The sequence below is a fragment of the Pedobacter sp. GW460-11-11-14-TSB4 genome (assembly GCF_059423705.1).
The window spans coordinates 38764-61002 of record NZ_JBWKYI010000028.1 but is presented as its reverse complement, the minus strand read 5'-3'; the positions used below and the strand labels follow the sequence as shown (position 1 = coordinate 61002).

General features: G+C 38.4%; 16 protein-coding genes. 11 read left to right on the top strand and 5 right to left on the bottom strand.

Annotated features, from left to right (window positions below; genetic code table 11):
- Positions 1 to 37 precede the first annotated feature (37 nt).
- On the top strand, positions 38 to 3127 hold the full coding sequence (locus AC07YT_RS20965; protein ID WP_086547658.1) for a SusC/RagA family TonB-linked outer membrane protein: 3090 nt from the start codon (positions 38 to 40) through the stop codon (positions 3125 to 3127).
- 16 nt (positions 3128 to 3143) lie between these two features.
- Entirely contained in the window at positions 3144 to 4523 is a 1380-nt protein-coding gene (locus AC07YT_RS20960; RefSeq protein ID WP_494945511.1) for a RagB/SusD family nutrient uptake outer membrane protein, read from the top strand.
- Positions 4524 to 4585: 62 nt separating this feature from the next.
- Here the strand turns inward: AC07YT_RS20960 and acs are convergent, their stop codons facing one another.
- Positions 4586 to 6481: an acetate--CoA ligase gene (gene acs / locus AC07YT_RS20955; RefSeq protein ID WP_086547659.1), complete on the bottom strand. Its 1896-nt coding sequence runs from the start codon at positions 6479 to 6481 to the stop codon at positions 4586 to 4588.
- Between the two features lie 302 nt (positions 6482 to 6783).
- On the opposite strand from acs, the gene rpmB reads away from it, so the two are divergent.
- The 5 genes from rpmB (at position 6784) to rimO (ending at position 9986) form a co-directional block, all read left to right on the top strand.
- Positions 6784 to 7017, top strand: coding sequence for a 50S ribosomal protein L28 (gene rpmB / locus AC07YT_RS20950; RefSeq protein ID WP_025145121.1), 234 nt, complete (start codon positions 6784 to 6786; stop codon positions 7015 to 7017).
- 44 nt (positions 7018 to 7061) lie between these two features.
- Entirely contained in the window at positions 7062 to 7244 is a 183-nt protein-coding gene (rpmG, locus tag AC07YT_RS20945; protein ID WP_010599807.1) for a 50S ribosomal protein L33, read from the top strand.
- A gap of 86 nt (positions 7245 to 7330) precedes the next feature.
- Complete coding sequence (locus tag AC07YT_RS20940; RefSeq protein ID WP_010599808.1) at positions 7331 to 7486, top strand: DUF4295 domain-containing protein; 156 nt, start codon at positions 7331 to 7333, stop codon at positions 7484 to 7486.
- A gap of 85 nt (positions 7487 to 7571) precedes the next feature.
- Positions 7572 to 8534, top strand: coding sequence for a signal recognition particle-docking protein FtsY (gene ftsY, locus AC07YT_RS20935; RefSeq protein WP_086547660.1), 963 nt, complete (start codon positions 7572 to 7574; stop codon positions 8532 to 8534).
- Between the two features lie 120 nt (positions 8535 to 8654).
- On the top strand, positions 8655 to 9986 hold the full coding sequence (gene rimO, locus AC07YT_RS20930; protein WP_086547661.1) for a 30S ribosomal protein S12 methylthiotransferase RimO: 1332 nt from the start codon (positions 8655 to 8657) through the stop codon (positions 9984 to 9986).
- Between the two features lie 64 nt (positions 9987 to 10050).
- Here rimO and AC07YT_RS20925 read toward each other — a convergent pair whose 3' ends face one another.
- The 4 genes from AC07YT_RS20925 to AC07YT_RS20910 form a co-directional block, all read right to left on the bottom strand.
- A complete protein-coding gene (locus tag AC07YT_RS20925; protein ID WP_086547662.1) occupies positions 10051 to 10395 on the bottom strand; it encodes a hypothetical protein in 345 nt (114 codons plus the stop codon).
- Between the two features lie 594 nt (positions 10396 to 10989).
- Complete coding sequence (locus AC07YT_RS20920) at positions 10990 to 11991, bottom strand: NAD(P)H-dependent glycerol-3-phosphate dehydrogenase (RefSeq protein WP_478359194.1); 1002 nt, start codon at positions 11989 to 11991, stop codon at positions 10990 to 10992.
- A 230-nt stretch (positions 11992 to 12221) separates the two neighbouring features.
- Entirely contained in the window at positions 12222 to 13562 is a 1341-nt protein-coding gene (locus tag AC07YT_RS20915) for an efflux RND transporter periplasmic adaptor subunit (RefSeq protein WP_086547663.1), read from the bottom strand.
- A gap of 87 nt (positions 13563 to 13649) precedes the next feature.
- Entirely contained in the window at positions 13650 to 15089 is a 1440-nt protein-coding gene (locus AC07YT_RS20910; protein ID WP_086549408.1) for a TolC family protein, read from the bottom strand.
- 74 nt (positions 15090 to 15163) lie between these two features.
- Between AC07YT_RS20910 and AC07YT_RS20905 the strand changes: the two genes are divergently transcribed.
- The 4 genes from AC07YT_RS20905 (at position 15164) to AC07YT_RS20890 (ending at position 22224) form a co-directional block, all read left to right on the top strand.
- Positions 15164 to 15841: a polysaccharide deacetylase family protein gene (locus tag AC07YT_RS20905; protein WP_086547664.1), complete on the top strand. Its 678-nt coding sequence runs from the start codon at positions 15164 to 15166 to the stop codon at positions 15839 to 15841.
- A 166-nt stretch (positions 15842 to 16007) separates the two neighbouring features.
- The gene (locus tag AC07YT_RS20900) at positions 16008 to 16634 is read left to right on the top strand and encodes a hypothetical protein (protein ID WP_145954271.1); all 627 of its coding nucleotides are present in this window, start codon (positions 16008 to 16010) and stop codon (positions 16632 to 16634) included.
- 350 nt (positions 16635 to 16984) lie between these two features.
- Positions 16985 to 19750 (top strand): bifunctional aconitate hydratase 2/2-methylisocitrate dehydratase, encoded by a 2766-nt coding sequence (locus AC07YT_RS20895; protein WP_086547666.1) that lies wholly within the window; start codon positions 16985 to 16987, stop codon positions 19748 to 19750.
- A gap of 194 nt (positions 19751 to 19944) precedes the next feature.
- Complete coding sequence (locus AC07YT_RS20890) at positions 19945 to 22224, top strand: aconitate hydratase (protein WP_086547667.1); 2280 nt, start codon at positions 19945 to 19947, stop codon at positions 22222 to 22224.
- Positions 22225 to 22239 lie beyond the last annotated feature (15 nt).

Here is a 22239-nt window from a genome sequence, read left to right as displayed (position 1 = left end):
TGAATGAATAAACATTATTAACTAAACTAACAATTTGATGAAAAAACTACTCTTATGTATGATTTTATCTCTCGGTGTAATTTCATTTGCTTTCGCACAAGGCAAGGTAATTAGCGGGAAAGTAACGTCGGCCTCAGGACCCATTCCTGGGGTTAGCGTATTTGTAAAAGGCTCACCATCAACCGGTACGCAGAGCGATGCCACGGGAGCTTTTAAATTAACAGTTTCGGAAGATGCCAAAACAATCGTTTTTAGCTTCATCGGTTTTAAGACCAAAGAAGTACCCATTAGCGGACAAACGGTCAATGTAAATCTGGAAGAGGAAAATAATACCTTATCTGATGTGGTTGTGGTGGGTTATGGTACTCAGAATAAACGGGATGTAACAGGTTCTGTAGCTTCTGTTAAATCGAAAGACCTGGAGAACCTGCCCGTAACAAGCTTCGAGCAGGCCCTTCAGGGAAAGGCAGCTGGTGTACAGATTGCCGCACAAAATGGAAAACTGGGGCAAGGCATAACGGTTAGAGTAAGGGGGGCTGCATCGGTAACGGCTGGAAGTGAACCACTCTATATTGTTGATGGAATCCCGATTACTTCAGGTGATTTTTCCAGCACCACGGCGCCAACCAGTGCCTTGGCAGATTTAAACACCAATGATATTGAATCTATTGAAGTATTAAAAGATGCCTCTGCTTCTGCAATTTATGGTGCAAGAGCTTCAAACGGAGTTGTTTTGATTACCACGAAACAAGGTAAGGTGGGCAAAACGCTTATCCAGTTTAATGCACTGGGCGGCATCAGTACACCTTCCAATCACAGAGAATTTCTAACTGCTGAACAATATGTTAAAATAGAACGCAGAGCAGGCCAGGGTGCAGCAAATCAGGATTTCCTTAACGGAGATTATGCAACATTACAAGAAGCACTTGACGATTACAGTGCAAGTGTTGAAGCACGTTTAAACCGTTATTCGGCAGGCAATAACGATTATCAGACTTACAAGGTCAATACCAATTGGGAAGCTGCATCTTTTCAAGACAATCCGGTTACCCAGCAATACGATCTGAATTTAACAGGCGGAAATGAAAAGACAAAATTTTATATCGGTGGCCAGGCGCTAGATCAAAACGGAATTGTGATTGGGAACAGCTACAAACGTTATAGCGGCAGATTAAACCTGACCAATAAAGTAACTGACTTTTTAGAAGTTGGCGTTAACCTTAATTTCTCAAATAGCATTAATAACAGGTTATCAAATGATAATGCTTTTTCAAGTCCGTTACAATCTGTTGCACTCTCACCGATCACACCGTTTATCGATCCCCGATCGGGTTTAATTAGCGGAACCTTACCAGGAGCAGCTTCAAATTATCCGGTCTATTATAATCCATTTATCAGTGTCGACAATGCTTTTTACAAAGCAACCGTATACAGAACCATTGGTAAAGCTTTTGCGAACATCAACATTGCCAAAGGACTAAAGTTTAGTACTGATTTCTCTATCGATAACTTAAATCAAAACGAAGAAAGTTATTATGGATCATTAACCTTTAGAAACACTGGTACCTCAAATGGATATGGGCAAAATATTTCAACTTTTGTAATTAATGCCAATACCAATAACTTTTTCAGTTATAATGCATCAATCGGAAAAAGTGCTTTTGATTTTGTTTTGGGTACGAGTTATCAAAAATCAACCACCAAATACAGCACCATTGAAGGGCAGGATTTCCCAAGCGATTCTTACATTAAATTGGGATCTGCTGCAACCAAGGTGATCGCAACCAGCAACGAAGGTGCATTTAGCTTTTTATCGTATTTCTTTAGGGCTAATTACAAATATAACGAACGTTATTTACTTGGCTTTAGCGTAAGGGCTGATGGTTCATCCCGTTTTGGAACTAATAATAGGTACGGATATTTCCCTGCAGGTTCATTGGCCTGGATTGCTTCTGAAGAAGATTTCTTAAAACAAAGCGAAACCATCAGTTTATTAAAATTTAGAGTGAGTTATGGTTTAACAGGTAATGCCGAAATCGGCAATTATTCTGCCCGTGGTTTATTTAGCGGAACAGGCGCATACGGAGGTTTACCCGGACAAATACCTTCGCGGATTGCCAATCCCGATTTAACCTGGGAAAAAACCAAACAACTTGATATTGGCTTCGACTTTGGGATCTTAAAGAATAGAATTACAGGCGTTTTTGATTTCTATCAAAAAAACACAACCGATTTATTGTTGGATGTACCTATTCCGCAAACAACGGGTTTCTCTACCAAAACTCAAAATTTAGGCTCCTTAAAAAATACAGGTTTTGAATTGGGCATTAACACCGAAAATTTTGTAGGTGCCTTCAAATGGTCAACTGCCATAACAGGCGCCATTAACAACAACAAGATTACCAATTTAGGTGGGCAGATTTTAAACAGTAATGAAATAAATGCGGCCATTTCAGGTCAACCAATCGGAGTATTTTACATACCGGAATACGCAGGTGTAAATTCTGCAAATGGAGATGCGCTTTATTACCTCAACACTACTGATGCTTCGGGCAATGTAAACAGATCAACCACTACAGATATTAATCAAGCACAAAGAATATTTGCAGGCAACCCCAACCCTAAATATACATTCGGCTTAAACAATACTTTTTCGTACAAGAATTTTGATTTAGGTATATTTTTCCAGGGTGTAAAAGGCAATAAAATTTTCAATGCAGGTGGCCAGTACATGAGTGCAAATGCATCAAACGGTTATGATAACCAAACGGCTGATCAAATGAATTATTGGGATAAACCAGGTGATGTAACACTTGTTCCCGAGCCTCGCTTATTTGCAGGTAACGGCATTGGAAACTCCACCAGATACCTTTCTGATGGTTCATACGTCCGCTTAAAAACATTAACCCTTGGTTATACCTTCCCGGCTTCGGTATTAACAAAAATTAAATTGAGCAAATTAAGATTATATGCTACAGCACAAAATTTAGCGACAATTACAGGTTACAAAGGGTGGGATCCAGAGGTAAATGCCGATTATCAATCGACAAATATTAATCAGGGTGTAGACTTTTATTCTGCACCACAACCACGTGTAATTTCATTTGGTATTAACATTGGCCTATAATTAAAAAAGAATCAAAATGAAAAAGACATATATAAATAATATCATATTTACTTGCATGCTTTTGATGGCGATATCATCGTGCAAAAAACCGCTTGATATAAATCCTGTTGATACCATTGAGCAAAAAAATGCTTTACTCACTTCAAAAGATGTTGAAGGTGCCTTAGTTGGTGCGTACTCAGATCTTGGCAGCCGTAATTTCTTTGGTGGCCGTCCGTTTTTAATAACGGATTTTTTAGCAAATACTGATGCCATTGAATGGTTTGGCACCTACGAGGAATTAACTCAAGCCATTAATAAATCACTTTTAAAAACCAATACCTTTGTCGATAATGTTTGGGCTGCAGGTTACACATCAATTAATGATGCCAATAATGTTATAGCAGCCATTGATAAAGTAGAAGCGGCCAAAAAAAGCAGGGTTGAAGGTGAAGCGAAATTTATTAGAGGAGCCGCATATTTTGAACTGGTAAGGTTATTTGGAAAAGCCTATAATGATGGTTCGCCAGCTACAAACCTGGGGGTTCCGATAGTATTAACACCAACTAACCTCATCAGCGAAGCAAATTATGTAAGCAGGGCTACTGTAGCGGCTGTTTATAATCAGGCTATAGTTGATTTAACCGATGCAGAAGCTAAATTGCCTGCAACCAACAGTTTCTTTGCGACTAAATCTTCAGCAGCTGCAATGTTAGCCAGGTTATATTTACAAATGGGCAATTATAGTGCTGCCGCCGCTGCTGCAAATCGGGTAATTACTTCAGGAAATTACCAGTTAACAGGAACTTACCTGGATGCTTTCCCTAAAATGCCTGAAAGCGGAAAACCGGCAAAACCAGGCGACAATACTACTGAAGATGTTTTTGCCATGCAGGTAACAACTTTAACCGGATTTAACGGTTTTAATGAGTTTTATGGTTCATCAACATTTGGTGGCCGTGGAGATGCCGTAATTTCACAAGATTGGATTGATGCAACTTATACCGCAGGCGATGATAGGGCTAATGCTTTTTACGATGATGATGATATTTTCACGTCGAAATTCGGAAATCAATTTGGAAATATACCTGTAATCAGACTCGCGGAAATGTATTTAATCAGGGCAGAATGTAATGTCCGCTTAGCTCCGGCTGCTCCTATTGGAGGCGTTACACCGCTACAAGATTTAGCCACCGTTAGAAGCAGGGCTGGCTTAACAACCCTAACCGCAACCCTGGCAAATATCCTTAATGAAAGAAAGCTGGAGTTTGCTTTTGAAGGCTTTGCATTACATGATGCAAAAAGAACACAAACCAATATTGGTAGCTTACCCTGGAACTCTAACAAATTAGTTTTCCCAATTCCACAAAGGGAAATTGATGCAAATACAAAACTGGTTCAAAACCCAGGTTACTAGAAATAGCAGATAACAAAAATGGCCCCGAAAAACCGGGGCCATTTGTTTATTTAAAATTATTGTTAAAGCTTTTTCGCAGCAGCTATAATTTCTTCAACCACTCCCGGATCAAGCAGTGTAGAGGTATCGCCTAAATTACTGGTATCCCCTTCAGCAATCTTGCGTAGAATTCTACGCATAATTTTGCCTGAACGTGTTTTTGGCAAACCAGAAACAAACAATATTTTATCAGGTTTTGCTATCGCACCAATTACACGGGTAACCGTTTGTAAAATATCTTTTTTAGATAATTCGGCTTCTCCGTGCATTTCCGGATAAATTACAAAAGCATAAATACCCTGACCTTTTACATCGTGCGGATAACCTACCACCGCACTTTCTACCACACCAGCGTGCATATTAATCGCATTTTCTACTTCAGCGGTACCAATTCTATGCCCTGAAACATTTAATACGTCATCCACACGACCGGTAATACGGTAATAACCATCCTCATCGCGCAAACAACCATCACCGGTAAAATATAAATTATCGTAAGTAGAGAAATAAGTTTGTTTGCAACGCTCATGATCGCCATAAGTGGTACGCAACATACCTGGCCAAGGGAATTTGATACAAAGATTTCCCATTACGCCGTTTCCTTCAATTTCATTACCATTTTCATCAACCAAAATTGGCTGGATACCCGGCAATGGCAGGGTAGCAAAACTAGGTTTGGTTGGGGTTACCGTAGCAATAGGTGAAATCATGATCCCCCCGGTTTCGGTTTGCCACCAGGTATCGACAATAGGCGCTTTACCGTGGCCGATTTTTTCGTCGAACCAATGCCAGGCCTCTTCGTTAATTGGTTCTCCTACAGAACCTAAAACACGGATTGAACTTAAATCTTTACCGTTAAGCGGATCATCACCATAACTCATTAAAGAGCGAATAGCGGTAGGCGCTGTATATAAGGTATTTACTTTATGTTTTTCTACAATATCCCAAAAGCGAGAAGGCGTTGGGTAGGTTGGGATTCCTTCGAACAATACAGATGTTGCCCCTTGCGAAAGCGGCCCATAAACAATATACGAGTGGCCTGTAATCCAGCCAATATCGGCTGTACAAAAATAAACTTCTCCAGGCTGGTAATTAAACACATTCGAAAAGGTATAACCTGCATAAACCATATAACCGCCGCAGGTATGCACCACACCTTTAGGTTTACCGGTAGAGCCAGAAGTATAGAGAATGAACAGCATATCCTCTGCATCCATTTCTTCGGCTTCACAAATATCGTTTACGTGTTTAACCTCATCTTCCCACCACACATCTCTGCCTTTCAGCATCGAAACAGGGGTACGGATATGGGTTAATACGATACATTTTTCTACCGTTGGGCAACCAATTAATGCATCATCAATTACATCTTTTAAAGGAATCTGTTTATTACCGCGATAAGAACCGTCGGCAGTAATCACCACTTTACATTTCGAATCATTAATCCGGTCAGCAATAGATTTAGCCGAAAATCCGCCAAAAATAACCGAATGTACTGCACCAATTCTGGCGCAGGCCAATACAGCAATAGCCAGTTCGGGCACCATTGGCATATAAATACAAATACGATCGCCTTTTTTAGCACCGTTACGTTTTAAAACATTGGCAAAACGACAAACGCGTTCGTGCAACATTTTATAAGTATAAGTCACACTTTCTTCTTCAGGATTATTAGGTTCCCAAACAATAGCAGGTTTATCTCCATTGGTAGCTAAGTGGCGGTCTAAACAGTTTTCGGTGATGTTAAGTTTTGCCCCTTCAAACCATTTGATATTTGGTTCGTTAAAATTCCACGATAATACCTTAAACCAGGGTTTACGCCATTGAAAGTTTTGCGCTACTTCGCCCCAAAACTGCTCTGGGTTTTCTACGCTTTTCTTATAATCTTCTTCGTACTGCTTAAAAGATGTAATTTGCATTGCTCGTTCTTATATTTTGGATTAGTGGGGGCTAATTTAAATAAATAATCATAAGGAGAAATAGCTTAATCGTATCAAAATGAATATCAAACGTTTGATCAGAAATATTTATTTTTAATATAGCTTAATATAAGAAGAAATTCATATTCGGCATTAATAAACATTACATAACCTTTACCGCGGGTAAATAATAATTATAAAAAATAATTAGCTAGGCTATTGCCGTTTACAATTATTATTCAGATATTTGCACACTCTTAAAAAAATTAAGCGGACGATATTAACAACTATATTTACAAGTCATGTCAAGAGTTTGTGATTTAACAGGAAAAAAAGCAATGGTAGGTAACAACGTTTCTCACTCAAACGTTAAAACCAAACGCAAATTTTACCCAAACCTACAACTTCAGAAATTTTATATTCCTGAAGAAAACCGTTGGATTACGTTGAAAGTTTCTACTTCAGCGATTAAAACCATCAATAAAGTGGGCATTAGCGAAGCAATTAACCGTTTCGTAAAAAAAGGATTTTTGTAAAAAACATTAACTGTTGAGATTAACAGTTTTCAATTTATATTAAAATGGCAAAAAAAGGTAACAGAGTTCAGGTTATTTTAGAATGTACTGAACATAAAGAAAGTGGCATGCCAGGTATGTCTAGATATATTTCTACCAAAAACCGTAAAAACACTACTGAAAGATTAGAATTAAAAAAATTCAATCCAGTATTGAGAAAAGTAACCGTACATAAAGAGATTAAATAAGATTGATGGTGTAAAGGTAGAAGGTTAGGGTATACATCCCCCCCATTCTATCCATCTATCATTCAATCATTAAATTTTATAAGAACATGGCAAAGAAAGTAGTTGCAACCCTTAAAACAGGTACAGGTAAAGAATATTCGAAAGTAATTACAATGGTAAAATCACCAAAAACCGGTGCTTACTCATTCAAAGAACTTATCGTACATAACGACCACGTAAAAGATGCTATTGCATCTAAATAAGGTTAATATTTTTTAATATTAAAAGATATTAAAGGCCGTTCCGTTTTAACCGGAAGGGCTTTTTTTGTTATATAAAAATTTAGATATGGGTTTATTCGATTTTTTCAAAAAGAAAGAAACTGCACCTGAAGCTCAGGAAGCACTGGATAAAGGTTTAGAGAAAACCAAAGACGGTTTCTTTAATAAAATTACCAAAGCTGTAGCAGGAAAATCTTCTGTTGATGATGAAGTGCTCGATAATCTCGAAGAAGTTTTGGTCACTTCTGATGTTGGCGTAAGTACGACATTAAAAATTATCAAACGTATTGAAGAACGTGTTGCCAAAGATAAATACTTAAACACTTCTGAGCTTAACTTTATTCTCCGCGACGAGATCCAGTTGCTGTTATCTGAAAACAATAGTAACGATTTCCGCCAGTTTGAGTATGGCGACCATAAACCTTATGTAATTATGGTGGTTGGCGTAAATGGTGTTGGTAAAACAACCACTATTGGAAAACTGGCACATAAACTTAAAGAATCGGGACTTAAAGTTGTACTAGGCGCTGCCGATACTTTTAGAGCTGCAGCTGTTGATCAGATTAAGCTTTGGGGTGAACGCGTTGGCGTGAGGGTTGTAGCACAAGCCATGGGTTCTGATCCTGCTTCAGTTGCTTTTGATACCTTACAGTCTGCTGTTGCTAATGGTGAAGATGTAGTGATTATCGATACAGCCGGACGTTTACACAACAAAATCGGCTTAATGAACGAGTTGGGTAAAATTAAACAGGTGATGCAAAAGGTTGTACCAGGCGCACCGCACGAAATTTTATTGGTATTGGATGCCTCAACCGGACAAAACGCCTTTGAACAGTGCAAACAGTTTACCGAAGCGACAGATGTGAATGCACTGGCCATTACCAAATTAGATGGTACAGCTAAAGGTGGTGTCGTAATCGGCATATCAGATCAATTCAGGATTCCTGTTAAATATATTGGTGTAGGAGAAAAAATTGGCGACTTACAGCTTTTCGATAAGAAAGAGTTTGTGAATAGTTTGTTTAAATAGGCGTAATTATTTTAATGCCATCGTCATGCTGAATTTATTTCAGCATCTATTTAGAAAGAAGACCCTGAAATAAATTCAGGGTGACGGCTATATTAACACAGTAAAGATCAAGTGTAAAAGATGAATACCAAAATAGTAAGAAGTAAAAGCGCAATTAAGCAACCTAAAATTAATGTAATTACATTGGGTTGTTCAAAGAACATATACGATTCGGAAGTATTGATGGGGCAGTTGCGTGGCAACAATTTAAATGTTGTGCACGAATCAGACAAGATGGGTAAAGATGATATCGTTGTAATTAATACCTGCGGTTTTATCGATAATGCCAAACAAGAATCAATTGACACTATTCTTCAGTTCAGCGAACTGAAAGAAGCCGGTAAAATTGGCAAAGTAGTCGTTACAGGTTGTTTATCTGAACGCTACAAACCCGAACTGGAATCAGAAATCACAAACGTTGATGCCTTTTTCGGCACCAACGATCTGCAAAATATATTACATGAGTTAGGCGCCAATTACAAACATGAGCTCATCGGCGAGCGTTTGCTAACCACCCCTTCTCATTTTGCCTATTTCAAAATTGCTGAAGGCTGTAACCGTCCTTGCTCTTTCTGTGCCATTCCCTTAATGCGTGGTAAACACTTGAGTAAACCAATGGAAGAATTGGTTAACGAAGCAAAAATATTGGCCAAAAACGGCACAAAAGAACTGATTTTAATTGCTCAGGATCTTACTTATTACGGCTTAGACCTTTATGGTGTACGTAAGTTAGATGAGTTGATGCGTCGTTTATCGGATGTTCCCGGAATCGAATGGATCCGTTTGCAATACGCCTACCCTTCTGGTTTCCCGATGGAAATTTTGGATGCCATGAACGAACGCGACAATATCTGCAAATACCTGGACATGCCCTTACAGCACATTACAGATAATATGCTAAAATCGATGCGCCGTGGTACGACCAAACAAAAAACCATCGATTTAGTCAATCAGATTAGGGATAAGGTACCAAACATTGCCATGCGTACCACTTTAATTTGTGGCTACCCTGGCGAAACCGAACGCGATTTTGAAGAAATGAAGGAATGGGTTGCCGAAACAAAATTCGACCGCCTAGGTTGCTTTACCTACTCGCACGAGGAAAAAACACACGCACATACTTTAGTGGATGATATCCCTGACGAAGTAAAACAACAACGTGTAGATGATATTATGGAAATTCAGCAGGGTATTTCCTTCGATATTAACCAGGAAAAAGTAGGCAAAACCTTTAAAGTACTGGTAGATAAAAAAGAAGGTGATTTCTTTGTTGGAAGAACCGAATTTGATTCGCCCGAGGTTGATAACGAAGTTTTAATCGATGCCGCAACCGGTTATGCAGCTAACGGAAGTTTTGTAAATGTAAAAATAGACCGGGCTGAAGATTTCGATTTGTACGGAACCATAGTTTAGAAAAATATATAAAATTCTGCATAAAAAAATCCGATGAGTTATTCATCGGATTTTTTTTATGTTGTTATTTTTTAGGTTCAGGTCTGTTTTTAATCTGACTAGCTTTTAACCAGATTTTAGCACCTTTCGAGTTCACATAATATTTTTCATTTTTTGCATTGATATAAACATCAGATCCATCTGGTGCCATTTTGCCTTTCCAGGTTTTATCAGCAACTTTCGAACTGCCTTTTACCGCTACTTCTGCAGTTTTATTACCTACAGATTTAGCACCTTTGCTAATTGCTTTTCCGGTATGATCTAATGCTTTACCTACTTCAGTTTTTTTCTTTTCTTGAGCATTTACGTTTAAAGCTACACCTCCAAACAAGGCCAGCGTTAATAAACCCATTACTAATTTCTTTTTCATGACAGCTATATTTTTATTTAAATGATAACAGGTAATCTGCTGGTTTTGTTTTATAGCTACATCATATTAAAGAAATCTTATTCCTAAAAAGCGAGAGCAGGATTGAGATAAGAAAATATTTTTTGAAGCGCAAGGTCAGTAACAGCTATTAAGGTTTGTTCCCGTGCTCCGCTGTATCCTTTCGCTGCGCTTCCGGGATGCCGCTGCGCCCGGGGCTAGTTACCAGGGTACTGTAAAAAACGAGGGCAAAATTTCCTTTCGAAGAATATTTGTGCTTTTAATGCACAGGCCTTTGTTTAATAAACCTTGTTGAAGTGATTATCCTTTTTGTTGCACAACCCCAAAAAACCTCCACTAACCAACACAAAAAGATAAAAGCGGAAAGAAGGACTGCCCGAACCGAAAAGCAATGAACCTGCTTTTCAATAAAAAATAAAGATTGCTTTATAAGACACGGCAAATGTGAATATACCTACTGCCTTTAGTGTGAATTTCCCGCTGATCACACAGATTAACGCAAATTAAAATTACAAATCAGCACTTTTCTGCGAAATTTTCGGGAGATTATATGCGCCTTAAATGCTGAACATCACCTTAGTTTAATTTCTCGGCCAGCAATTTCATTTCGATATGCGGCGAATGGTTTTCGTAGATAATGCTATGTACCGCCTTACAAATTGGCATATCTACATGGTATGCCTGGTTTTTAATATGCATGCATTTCACCGCATAATAACCCTCGGCAATCATATTCATTTCCAGCTGAGCAGATTTAACGGTATAGCCCTTCCCTATCATATTACCAAAGGTACGGTTACGGCTAAATTGCGAATAAGCGGTTACCAGTAAATCGCCCAGATAGGCTGATTCTTTAATATCGCGGTCGATGGGGTGAACCGCATCTACAAAACGTTTAATTTCACGGATCGCATTACTGATCAATACCGCCTGAAAGTTATCGCCATAACCTATGCCGTGGCAAATGCCGCTGGCAACAGCATATATATTTTTTAAAACTGCTGCATATTCTGTCCCAAAGATATCATCCGACACGTTTGTTTTAATATAACGGGTATTTAAAAATGAAGCAAATGTAGCGGCTTTTTCTACATCGGTACAGGCGATGGTTAAGTATGATAATTTTTCCAACGCCACCTCTTCGGCATGGCACGGACCACTTACCACCAGAATATCATGATAAGGAATACCATAATTTTTATGCAGAAATTCGCCTATAATCAGGTTATCTTCAGGAACAATTCCTTTAATGGCAGAAACAATCTTCTTCCCCTTTAAATCTTCTGCGGTGATGGTAGATAAAGTTTCTTTGAGAAATGCTGCCGGAACATTTAAAATTACAAATTCAGCTGAATTGATAATGGCATTGATATCAGAGGATATATTGTTCTCTTGCGTAAGTTTAATTTCAACAGAACTAATATAATTTGGATTGTGCTTAAATTTTTTAATATGCGCTATAGCAGCTTCATTACGCATCCACCAAAAAATTTCCTTTTCGGCTAAATTATCTGCAAGCATTTTTACAATGGCAGTCGCCCAGCTCCCGCCCCCTATCATTGCTATTTTAGGTACCATATTTTAAAGAGGTATAAGGCTTAAGGTAAAAGGCATAAGGTTATTATGGCCTACGTACTAAAGCTTAAGGTAAAAGGTGTAATATTTAGACTCGAGTAACATATCTCATACCTAAAATCTTACGTCTCAAGCCCGCAAGTTACTATTTCTTATAGATATTTACACTAAAAAGTGTGAGGCGGATAGGCAATACCCTACACCTCACACCTTTAACCTTATACCTCAAGAGGCTACTTCTTAGCGTCTTTGTTAAACAACTGGTCTTTAGATGTTTTTTCTACAATCATTCCGTCCTTTAATTTGTTTTGGATCGCAGAGTAAGGACCTGTTACAATTTCTTCGCCAGTTTTAACACCAGATTTTACGATAATGAACTGATCGTTTTGGATACCTGTGGTTACCTCTGTTTTTTTAACTTTTTTGGTTTTAGCATCGTAAGCATAAATATACTGCTTCACCTTTTTATCGGTTAATTTAGATTTTTGCTTATCAGTGTTTGCCTGGTTACCCTGGTTTTGGCTGGCATCGGCAGATTTTGCATTATCAGTAAATACCGCCTGGATTGGAATGGCCAAACCAGTTAAAGATTCGCTTTCGATATCAACAGTAGCCGACATTCCCGGACGGAAAATCGATTGTTGTTTGCCAGCTAATTCTTCAGTAATTCTAATTTTTACCGAGAAATTGGTTACCTGATCTACTGAGGTAGATACGGCGGTACCCACTGCTGTTGATGAACTTGCAATTTCAGTTACCTCGCCTCTAAATTTTTTATCAGAAAAAGCATCAACCTCTATCGAAGCTTTATCGCCAACTTTAACACGGGTAATATCATTTTCGTTAACATCAACGTTAACTTCCATTGATGATAGGTTAGAAATACGCATAATTTCTGTACCTGCCATTTGCGAAGTTCCTAAAATACGATCGCCCAATTCGATTGATAGTTTCGACACTACACCATCAACTGGTGCGTAAATAGTCGTTTTAGCCAGGTTTGCCCCTGCTTCTTTAACGTTTGCGCCGGTTTGTTCTAAAGTAAATTTAGCGCCTATTACGCTTTCTTTCGCGCTGGCTAAATTTGCTTTAGCTGTTAAATATGCGGCTTTAGCTGCGTCGAATTCGGATGCCGAGATCACTTTTTTATTAAACAGTTCAACATTACGTTTATAAGTAGCATCTGCGTTTACAAAGTTAGCCTGGTTTTGTACCAGTTGTTGTTGAGCGGAAGCCACACTTGCTTTTTGAGCATTGAAACTAGCTACCGTTCTTTCATATCCTGATTGTAAAACATCCGGACGCACTTTACAAAGCAATTGACCGGCTTTAACAATATCGCCCTCTTTTACTTTTAACTCTACTACCTCTCCCGATACCTCAGAACTTAATTTAACTTCTGTTTCCGGCTGTATTTTACCACTTGCGGTTACGGTTTCAACCACAGTTTTATCTGACGCTTTTTCTGTAGTTACTTTTTCGGTCTTATCACCACCAATAACTCCGGCTAGTTTTAATATCACTAGAAGGGCTACGATAGCAACTACGGTAATAATAATATGCTTCAGTTTCATAATTTATTGTATTTCGTTTGTTTGTATTAAAGTTTGTAATGTTTTAAACTTGAAAGCTTTTAATACTTTTCGCTTTAGTTTTTAGTTTTAAAAAACAATCTGTTTGCCCAGGTAATAATCAATTACTTTTGCCCTGAATAAAAGATCATATTTAGCCTGTATAAAATCTATCTCCGCTTTATTTCTATTGGTTTGAGCGGTGCTATAATCTAAAGAATTTACTAAACCAACATTATAACGCTGCTCAATTACATAAAAGGCATCTTTTTGCGCCTGAAATGCATTCTGAGTTGATGAATAACGACTTTCTGCGGCCTTTAGATCATACACAGCCTGAGAGATTACCTTGCTTAAATTATTCTTGGTAAGTTGTTCCTGTACCTGAGTATTCTGATAGTTAATTTTTGCTTTTCTAACATTTGTTCTCGCCTGGAAACCATTAAAAATAGGAATAGAAAGATTTAATCCAACATATTGGTTAAAGTTATCTTCTATCTGCGAGCCGAAAGCTTGTTTCCCTAAAACAGTTACAAAGTCTGGTGCAACAACAGATTCGTTAGTGGTTAAGGTTCTTCCAATTTCAGAAAATCCGTTTGGGGTAATTGAAACAACCTTACTTCTGCCACTTGAAAAATTAGATCCTAAACCAGCTCCGATTGAAAGTCTTGGGTAATAAGACGATTTTGCAACACTAATTCCTCTTAAGGCAGCTTCTGTTCTTAACGATGCTAATTTAACATCCGGGAAACTGGTTACCGCACTGGTGAAAATGGTATTGATATCATAACTGTTCTGTAAAGAATAGTTTTCTGCAATAACCGGTGCCTTTACCTCAAATCTGTTTTCTGGTTGCATTTCCATCAATTGATTTAAAGTTAAGTAAGATACCGATAATGTATTTTGAGCATTTGTAGTATTCAACTCTGCAGTTGCCACCTGTGATTTTGCCTGCGAAATATCGGCTAAGGTTTTATTACCGGCATCTAACAAAGCTTGTTCCCTTTTTAAGGTCTGTTTAGCCACATCTAACTGTTGTTGCGAAGCCGCCAGTAAGTCTTTATTATACAGGATCTGCATATATGAGGTTACCACTTGCAAAATTAAATCGTTTTTGATTTTCTCTACATTGGTTTGATCGGCAGCAAGCAAAAGTTTGTTCTGTTTGATCTGGTTTATTTTCTGAAAGCCCTGAAAAAGATCGGCACTTGCACTTAAGCTACCATTGGCTGACGAGAATTGCTGTGAAATAAACTGATTGGTTGATGGATCGATGCTACGACCGAAGTTTTTATTATAACTTGCTGATCCGTTAAGCGTTGGTAAAAGCGCATTTTTAGATTGACTTAGCGTTTCATTGCTTAAAGCTGCACTAAATGCAGCCTGTTTGATCTGTAAATTATTTCTAAGGGTATTATCTACTGCCTGTTGGATGGTTAAAACTTGCTGTGCATTAGCCTTATTGGCAAAACTGAGCGCGATAACAAAAGTAAAACCGGTAACTAACTTCTTCTTGGTAAACATCTTCATAATTTGTTTCAAATCTATATAAACAACTTTAATAATTTCAATCTGTACAGGCATTTAGTAACTTTACCGCTAAAATGTACCTGATCAAATCACCGCTTCTGCTAAAATGGTATTATCCATCACTATTATGGAATAAATCCCGCACCGAAAAAGTTATTTATTTGACCTTTGACGATGGACCTATACCCAATGTTACAGATTTTGTATTAAAAACTTTAAAAGTCTTTAATGCTAAAGCTACATTTTTTTGCATCGGCGATAATATTGTAAAACACCCCGAAGTTTTTGAACGTGTAAAAAACGACGGACATGCCATTGGCAACCATACTTTCAATCATTTAAAAGGCTGGAAAACCGATAATGAAACCTACCTTCAAAATACGCTAAAATGCCAGGAACTCACGCAAACCAATCTTTTCCGCCCACCTTATGGCAGAATCAGGAAAAGCCAGATTAAAAGTCTGAAGTCCGTAGTCCGTAGCCCGAAGACCGTATTCCAAAATCAAAAATCTGACTTAGGACTAAGGACCATCGACTCAGGACTGAACATCGTAATGTGGGATGTACTCAGCGGCGATTTCGACACTAAGCTTTCGCCCGAAAAATGTTATCAAAACGTGATTAAACATACCGAAAATGGTTCTATAATTGTATTTCACGATAGTTTAAAAGCATTCGATCGTTTATCTTACGCCCTTCCCAAAGTATTGGCTTATTTTACTGAAAAAGGTTTTACATTTTCAACGTTGTAGTCCTTAGCCAATCCTATGCCAAGGCTCTTATCAACAAGTAAAAACCTGACAATCAAAATATTAAGATAAATAAAAATAGACAACTGTTCAAAACCGCACAAATTTGTCCGATAACGAACGGTTATGGAAAAGCCTGTTATTATCCATCATCAGTTAAAAGCGTAACATGTTCCAAAAACTGTCAGCAAGATATTATCTTTTTATTCTTACTTTACTATTGTTATCATGCAATGGAAACGTTGAACAAGGTTTTGAAAAAATCCCGCCCGGACTGAATGTAACCGAAGATCTTATTAGGGCGATACGACCGGATAAAGATTATCAATATTGGGCGTGTATTCGGCAGGGATATTTCCATAATCCAAATACCAATACGGAAATCATCACCGGAAAGGGCGACATTTCTTACCTGATGAACAATAAATTTGACGACCCTAAATTAGGCTTCTTATACAAAATGTGGCAAGGCTATTTTTATATTGCTTATGTAGATCATAATCACTTAAAATTGGTTACCGAAGAAGCACAATTGATCAAATTTATAGGCAAGATTGATAGCATAGAAGAAGCTTTGCTCATTGCAGATATCCATAATTTATCGGTCGATTATACAAGAGCTATTGGCAGTTCGTATAAAAAAGTTAAAAATGGTTATGAATTCTATCTGGTAAAATTCCATAAGTGCACCGTGAGAACAGAACCCTTTAAGGTTAGCATTGATACTTTAGGTAATTACAAAGCTAAAAGCCTGGGTTTTTTCTATGATGTTGATGACTATACCTGTTATGATTAAAAGTACAAATAAGCTTAAATTGAAAATAAGCTTTTCCGCTCGCAAGACCTTGAAATAATTAGCGCCTACACACATTTATCAGCATAAATCCAGCCGATATTTTTTTCATCATTTATACTTTTTTATGACCTTCAATTCACATCTTTTTTCGTAGTTTAGAACAATTCCAAATTACGCAATCGCCTGCCTAAATTGCATTTAAGGGTTGTTTTTTGCTATTTTTGTTTTAACCAAAAAATTGAGCCTTATGGGTTCAATAAACGCAAATTAATATACAAAACAGTATTCTTTTTTGTAAAAAGCGGGTGTTTGTAGCACAATCTTATAGCAAAAAGAATAAAATATCTAAGATGAGTATTTATAACGATTATATCCAGGAGATTGAAGACAGAAAAGCTCAAGGTCTTCACCCTAAACCTATTGATGGAGCAGAATTATTGAGTGAAATTATTACTCAAATCAAAAATGTAAACAACATAAACAGAGAAGAAGCTGTTAACTTTTTCATATACAACACTTTGCCGGGCACCACTGCCGCAGCTGCTGTTAAAGCACAGTTCTTAAAAGAAATTATTCTGGCTGAAGTTATTGTTGCAGAAATCACACCTGATTTTGCTTTCGAATTGTTATCCCACATGAAGGGCGGTCCATCTATCAAAGTTTTGTTAGACATCGCTTTGGCAGATAATGGCGATAAGGCTAAAAAAGCAGCAGATGTTCTCAAAACACAAGTTTACTTGTACGATGCAGATACAGATCGTTTAAAAGATGCTTATAACAACGGTAATGAAATTGCTAAAGAAATATTGGAGAGTTATGCTAAGGCCGAATTCTTCACCAAACTTCCTGAAGTAGCAGAAGAAATCAAAGTGGTAACTTTTATCGCTGGTATTGGCGATATTTCTACAGATTTATTGTCGCCAGGTAACCAGGCACACTCCCGTTCTGACCGTGAATTACATGGTAAATGTATGATTACGCCAGAGGCTCAGGAAGAAATTAAAGCATTGCAGGCTCAACACCCTGATAAAAGCGTAATGTTGGTAGCTGAAAAAGGCACCATGGGTGTAGGTTCTTCTCGTATGTCGGGCGTTAACAATGTGGCACTTTGGACGGGCAAACGATCTAGTCCATATGTTCCGTTTGTAAATATCGCTCCAATTGTAGGTGGTACCAATGGCATTTCGCCAATTTTCTTAACCACAGTTGATGTTACTGGTGGTATAGGTATCGATCTTCAAAACTGGGTAAAGAAAACGGATGAAAACGGGAATGTTATTCGTAACGAAAAAGACGAGCCCATTTTAGAGCAAAGATTTTCTGTAGAAACGGGAACAGTGCTCACCATCAATACAAAAACTAAAAAATTATACAATGGCGAACAAGAGCTGATCGATATTTCAAAAGCCCTAACGCCGCAAAAAATGGAATTTATGAAAGCGGGTGGTTCTTACGCCATCATTTTTGGTAAAAAAATCCAAACTTTTGCAGCAAAAACTTTAGGTATCGAAGCTTCTTCAGTATTCGCTCCAGCTAAAGAGGTATCTTATGAAGGTCAGGGCTTAACGGCGGTAGAAAAAATCTTCAACAGAAATGCTGTAGGTTTAACACAAGGCAAAGTTTTACACGCCGGTTCTGACGTTCGTGTTGAAGTGAACATTGTTGGCTCTCAAGATACAACAGGTTTAATGACCGCTCAGGAATTAGAGGCAATGGCTGCTACAGTTATTTCTCCAATTGTTGATGGTGCCTATCAATCAGGCTGCCATACCGCATCTGTGTGGGATAAAAAAGCACAGGCAAATATCCCTAAACTGATGAAGTTTATGAATGACTTCGGCGTGATTACTGCCCGCGACCCTAAAGGCGAATATCATTCCATGACCGATGTTATTCACAAAGTATTGAACGACATTACGATTGATGAATGGGCAATCATCATCGGTGGCGACTCGCATACACGTATGTCTAAAGGGGTAGCTTTTGGTGCAGATTCGGGTACAGTGGCACTAGCACTGGCAACTGGCGAGGCCTCTATGCCAATTCCGGAGTCAGTAAAAGTAACCTTCAAAGGGCTGATGAAAGAACACATGGATTTCCGTGATGTGGTACACGCGACACAATTGCAAATGTTACAGCAGTTTGATGGTGAAAACGTATTCCAGGGTCGCATTATCGAGGTGCATATCGGTACTTTATTAGCCGATCAGGCCTTTACCTTTACCGACTGGACAGCAGAGATGAAAGCAAAAGCATCTATCTGTATTTCTCAGGACGATACTTTAATCCAATCGTTAGAAATTGCTAAAAATCGTATTCAAATCATGATAGACAAAGGTATGGATAACCATAACCAGGTTCTACAAGGTTTAATCAATAAAGCAAACAAACGTATTGAGGAAATTAAAACCGGTATTAAACCAGCTTTAATGCCAGATGATAATGCCAAATATTATGCTGAAGTTGTAATCGATTTGGATCTAATTGAAGAACCAATGATTGCCGACCCGGATGTAAATAACGCAGATGTTTCTAAACGTTATACCCATGACACCATCAGAGACTTAACTTTTTATGGTGGCGATAAAAAAGTAGATCTTGGCTTTGTAGGTTCTTGTATGGTGCATAAAGACGATTTAAAAATCGTTTCACAGATGTTGAAAAACGTAGAAACTCAAACCGGTAAAGTAGAGTTTAAAGCGCCGTTGGTAGTTGCAGCCCCTACTTACAATATCATCGATGAGTTGAAAGCAGAAGGCGACTGGGAATATTTACAGAAATACTCTGGGTTTGAATTCAGCGATGCCTTACCAAAAAGCGCAGCACGTACAGAATATGAGAATATCATGTACTTAGAACGTCCGGGTTGTAACCTTTGCATGGGTAACCAGGAGAAAGCGGCAAAAGGCGACACCGTAATGGCTACATCTACACGTTTATTCCAGGGTCGTGTGGTAGAAGATAAAGATGGTAAAAAAGGAGAGTCTTTACTGGCATCTACACCAGTAGTCGTTCTTTCTGCTATTTTAGGACGTATTCCAAGTATTGAAGAATATAAAGTAGCGGTAGAAGGTATTAACTTAACCAAGTTTACCCCTATTTCTACAAAACAATAAGAAACAAATAAACATATTTTATTGTTAATAAAGCATGAAGGCTATCCGATAATCAGATAGCCTTTTTATTTACACTAACAATTGGATAGAATGGTTTTAAATAACATAATTTGACAAATCTTAAAAATAAGTCTATTAAAAATTGTTTAATTTAGTTAGTGTTGTTATTGACAATAATTTTAAAAAAATAAAGTATGGCTTTTGATATAGACATGATTAAAAAGGTTTATGCAAACTTTGGCAGCCGCGTTGAGGCTGCGCGTAAAGTAGTTGGCAGACCTTTAACATTATCTGAAAAAATATTGTATGCGCACCTTTGGGATGGAGATCCTAAAACGGCATTTAAACGTGGTTCTGACTACGTAGATTTTGCACCAGATCGTGTTGCGATGCAGGATGCAACTGCGCAAATGGCATTATTGCAATTTATGCAGGCTGGCCGTCCACAAGTGGCTGTGCCTTCTACGGTTCATTGCGATCACTTAATTACGGCTAAAGAAGGTGCTGCTATAGATTTACCTCATGCCAAAACCGAAAGTGCTGAAGTTTTTGATTTCTTATCTTCTGTTTCGAATAAATACGGTATCGGTTTCTGGAAACCAGGAGCAGGTATTATTCACCAGGTCGTTTTAGAGAATTATGCTTTCCCGGGTGGAATGATGATCGGAACTGACTCGCATACTGTAAATGCAGGTGGTTTGGGTATGGTTGCCATTGGTGTTGGTGGTGCTGACGCCTGTGATGTAATGGCCGGTTTACCCTGGGAGCTTAAATTCCCTAAATTAATCGGTGTAAAATTAACAGGAAAATTAAACGGCTGGACCGCTGCCAAAGATGTTATTCTTAAAGTTGCGGGTATCCTTACCGTAAAAGGTGGTACCGGTGCAATTGTAGAATATTTTGGCGATGGCGCAACTTCAATGAGCTGTACCGGTAAAGGCACCATTTGTAACATGGGTGCCGAAATTGGTGCCACCACTTCTACTTTCGGATATGATGAAAGCATGGAACGTTATTTACGTGCTACCGGCAGAAATGAAGTTGCTGATGAAGCCAACAAAATTGCCGCATATTTAACAGGTGATGCAGAAGTTTATGCTGACCCTGAAAACTATTTCGATCAGGTCATTGAGATCGATTTAGATACTTTAGAGCCTTATTTAAATGGTCCTTTTACGCCGGATTTAGCTACTCCGGTTTCACAAATGAAAGTGGAGGCAGAGAAAAACGGCTGGCCTTTAAAGGTAGAATGGGGCTTAATTGGTTCTTGTACCAACTCTTCTTACGAGGATTTATCAAGAGCGGCTTCTATCGCAAACCAGGCCATTGCAAAAGGATTAGTAACTAAAGCTGACTTTGGCATTAATCCAGGTTCTGAGCAAGTACGTTATACTGCAGATCGCGATGGTTTCTTAAAAACTTTCGAAGATTTAAATGCAACCATCTTCACAAACGCCTGCGGACCATGTATTGGTATGTGGGACCGTACAGGTGCAGAAAAAGCAGAAAAAAATACCATTGTACACTCATTTAACAGAAACTTTGCTAAACGTGCGGATGGTAACCCTAATACTTTCGCTTTCGTGGCTTCACCAGAAATGGTTGCCGCAATTGCCATTTCAGGTAATTTAGGCTTTAATCCATTAACTGATACATTAACCAACGATAAAGGCGAACAGGTTAAATTAGATCCACCTACTGGTTTTGAATTGCCAACAAAAGGTTTCGCGGTAGAAGATGCAGGTTATCAGGCACCGGCAGCAGATGGTTCGTCCGTTCAGGTTTTGGTTTCTCCAACGTCACACCGTTTACAATTATTAGATCCATTTACGCCTTGGGAAGGTACTGACCTACAAGGTTTGAAACTTTTAATCAAAGCTAAAGGTAAATGTACAACAGATCATATCTCGATGGCTGGTCCATGGTTAAAATTCCGTGGTCACTTAGATAACATTTCTAACAACATGCTTATTGGTGCAGTAAATTACTTCAACGATAAAACCGATAACGTTAAAAATGAATTAACTGGCGAGTATGGCCCGGTTCCAGCAACCCAACGCGATTACAAAGCGGCAGGTTTGGGTTCTATCGTTGTTGGTGACGAAAACTATGGTGAAGGTTCATCTCGTGAACATGCTGCTATGGAACCTCGCCATTTAGGTGTTCGTGCTGTATTGGTAAAATCTTTTGCCCGTATCCACGAAACCAACCTGAAGAAACAAGGCATGTTAGGTTTAACTTTTGCTGATAAAGATGATTATGATAAAATTTTAGAAGATGATACCATCGATATCTTAGGCTTAACAGAATTTACGCCAGACCAGCCATTAACCTTAGTGTTACACCATGCAGATGGTACACAAGAGTCGTTCCCGGTTAACCATAGTTATAACGCACAACAAATTGATTGGTTTAAAGCGGGTGGTGCACTCAATATTATTCGGGCTGAGGCTGCTGCGAAAGCTGCGCTTTAATGGTCTTGAAAGTAC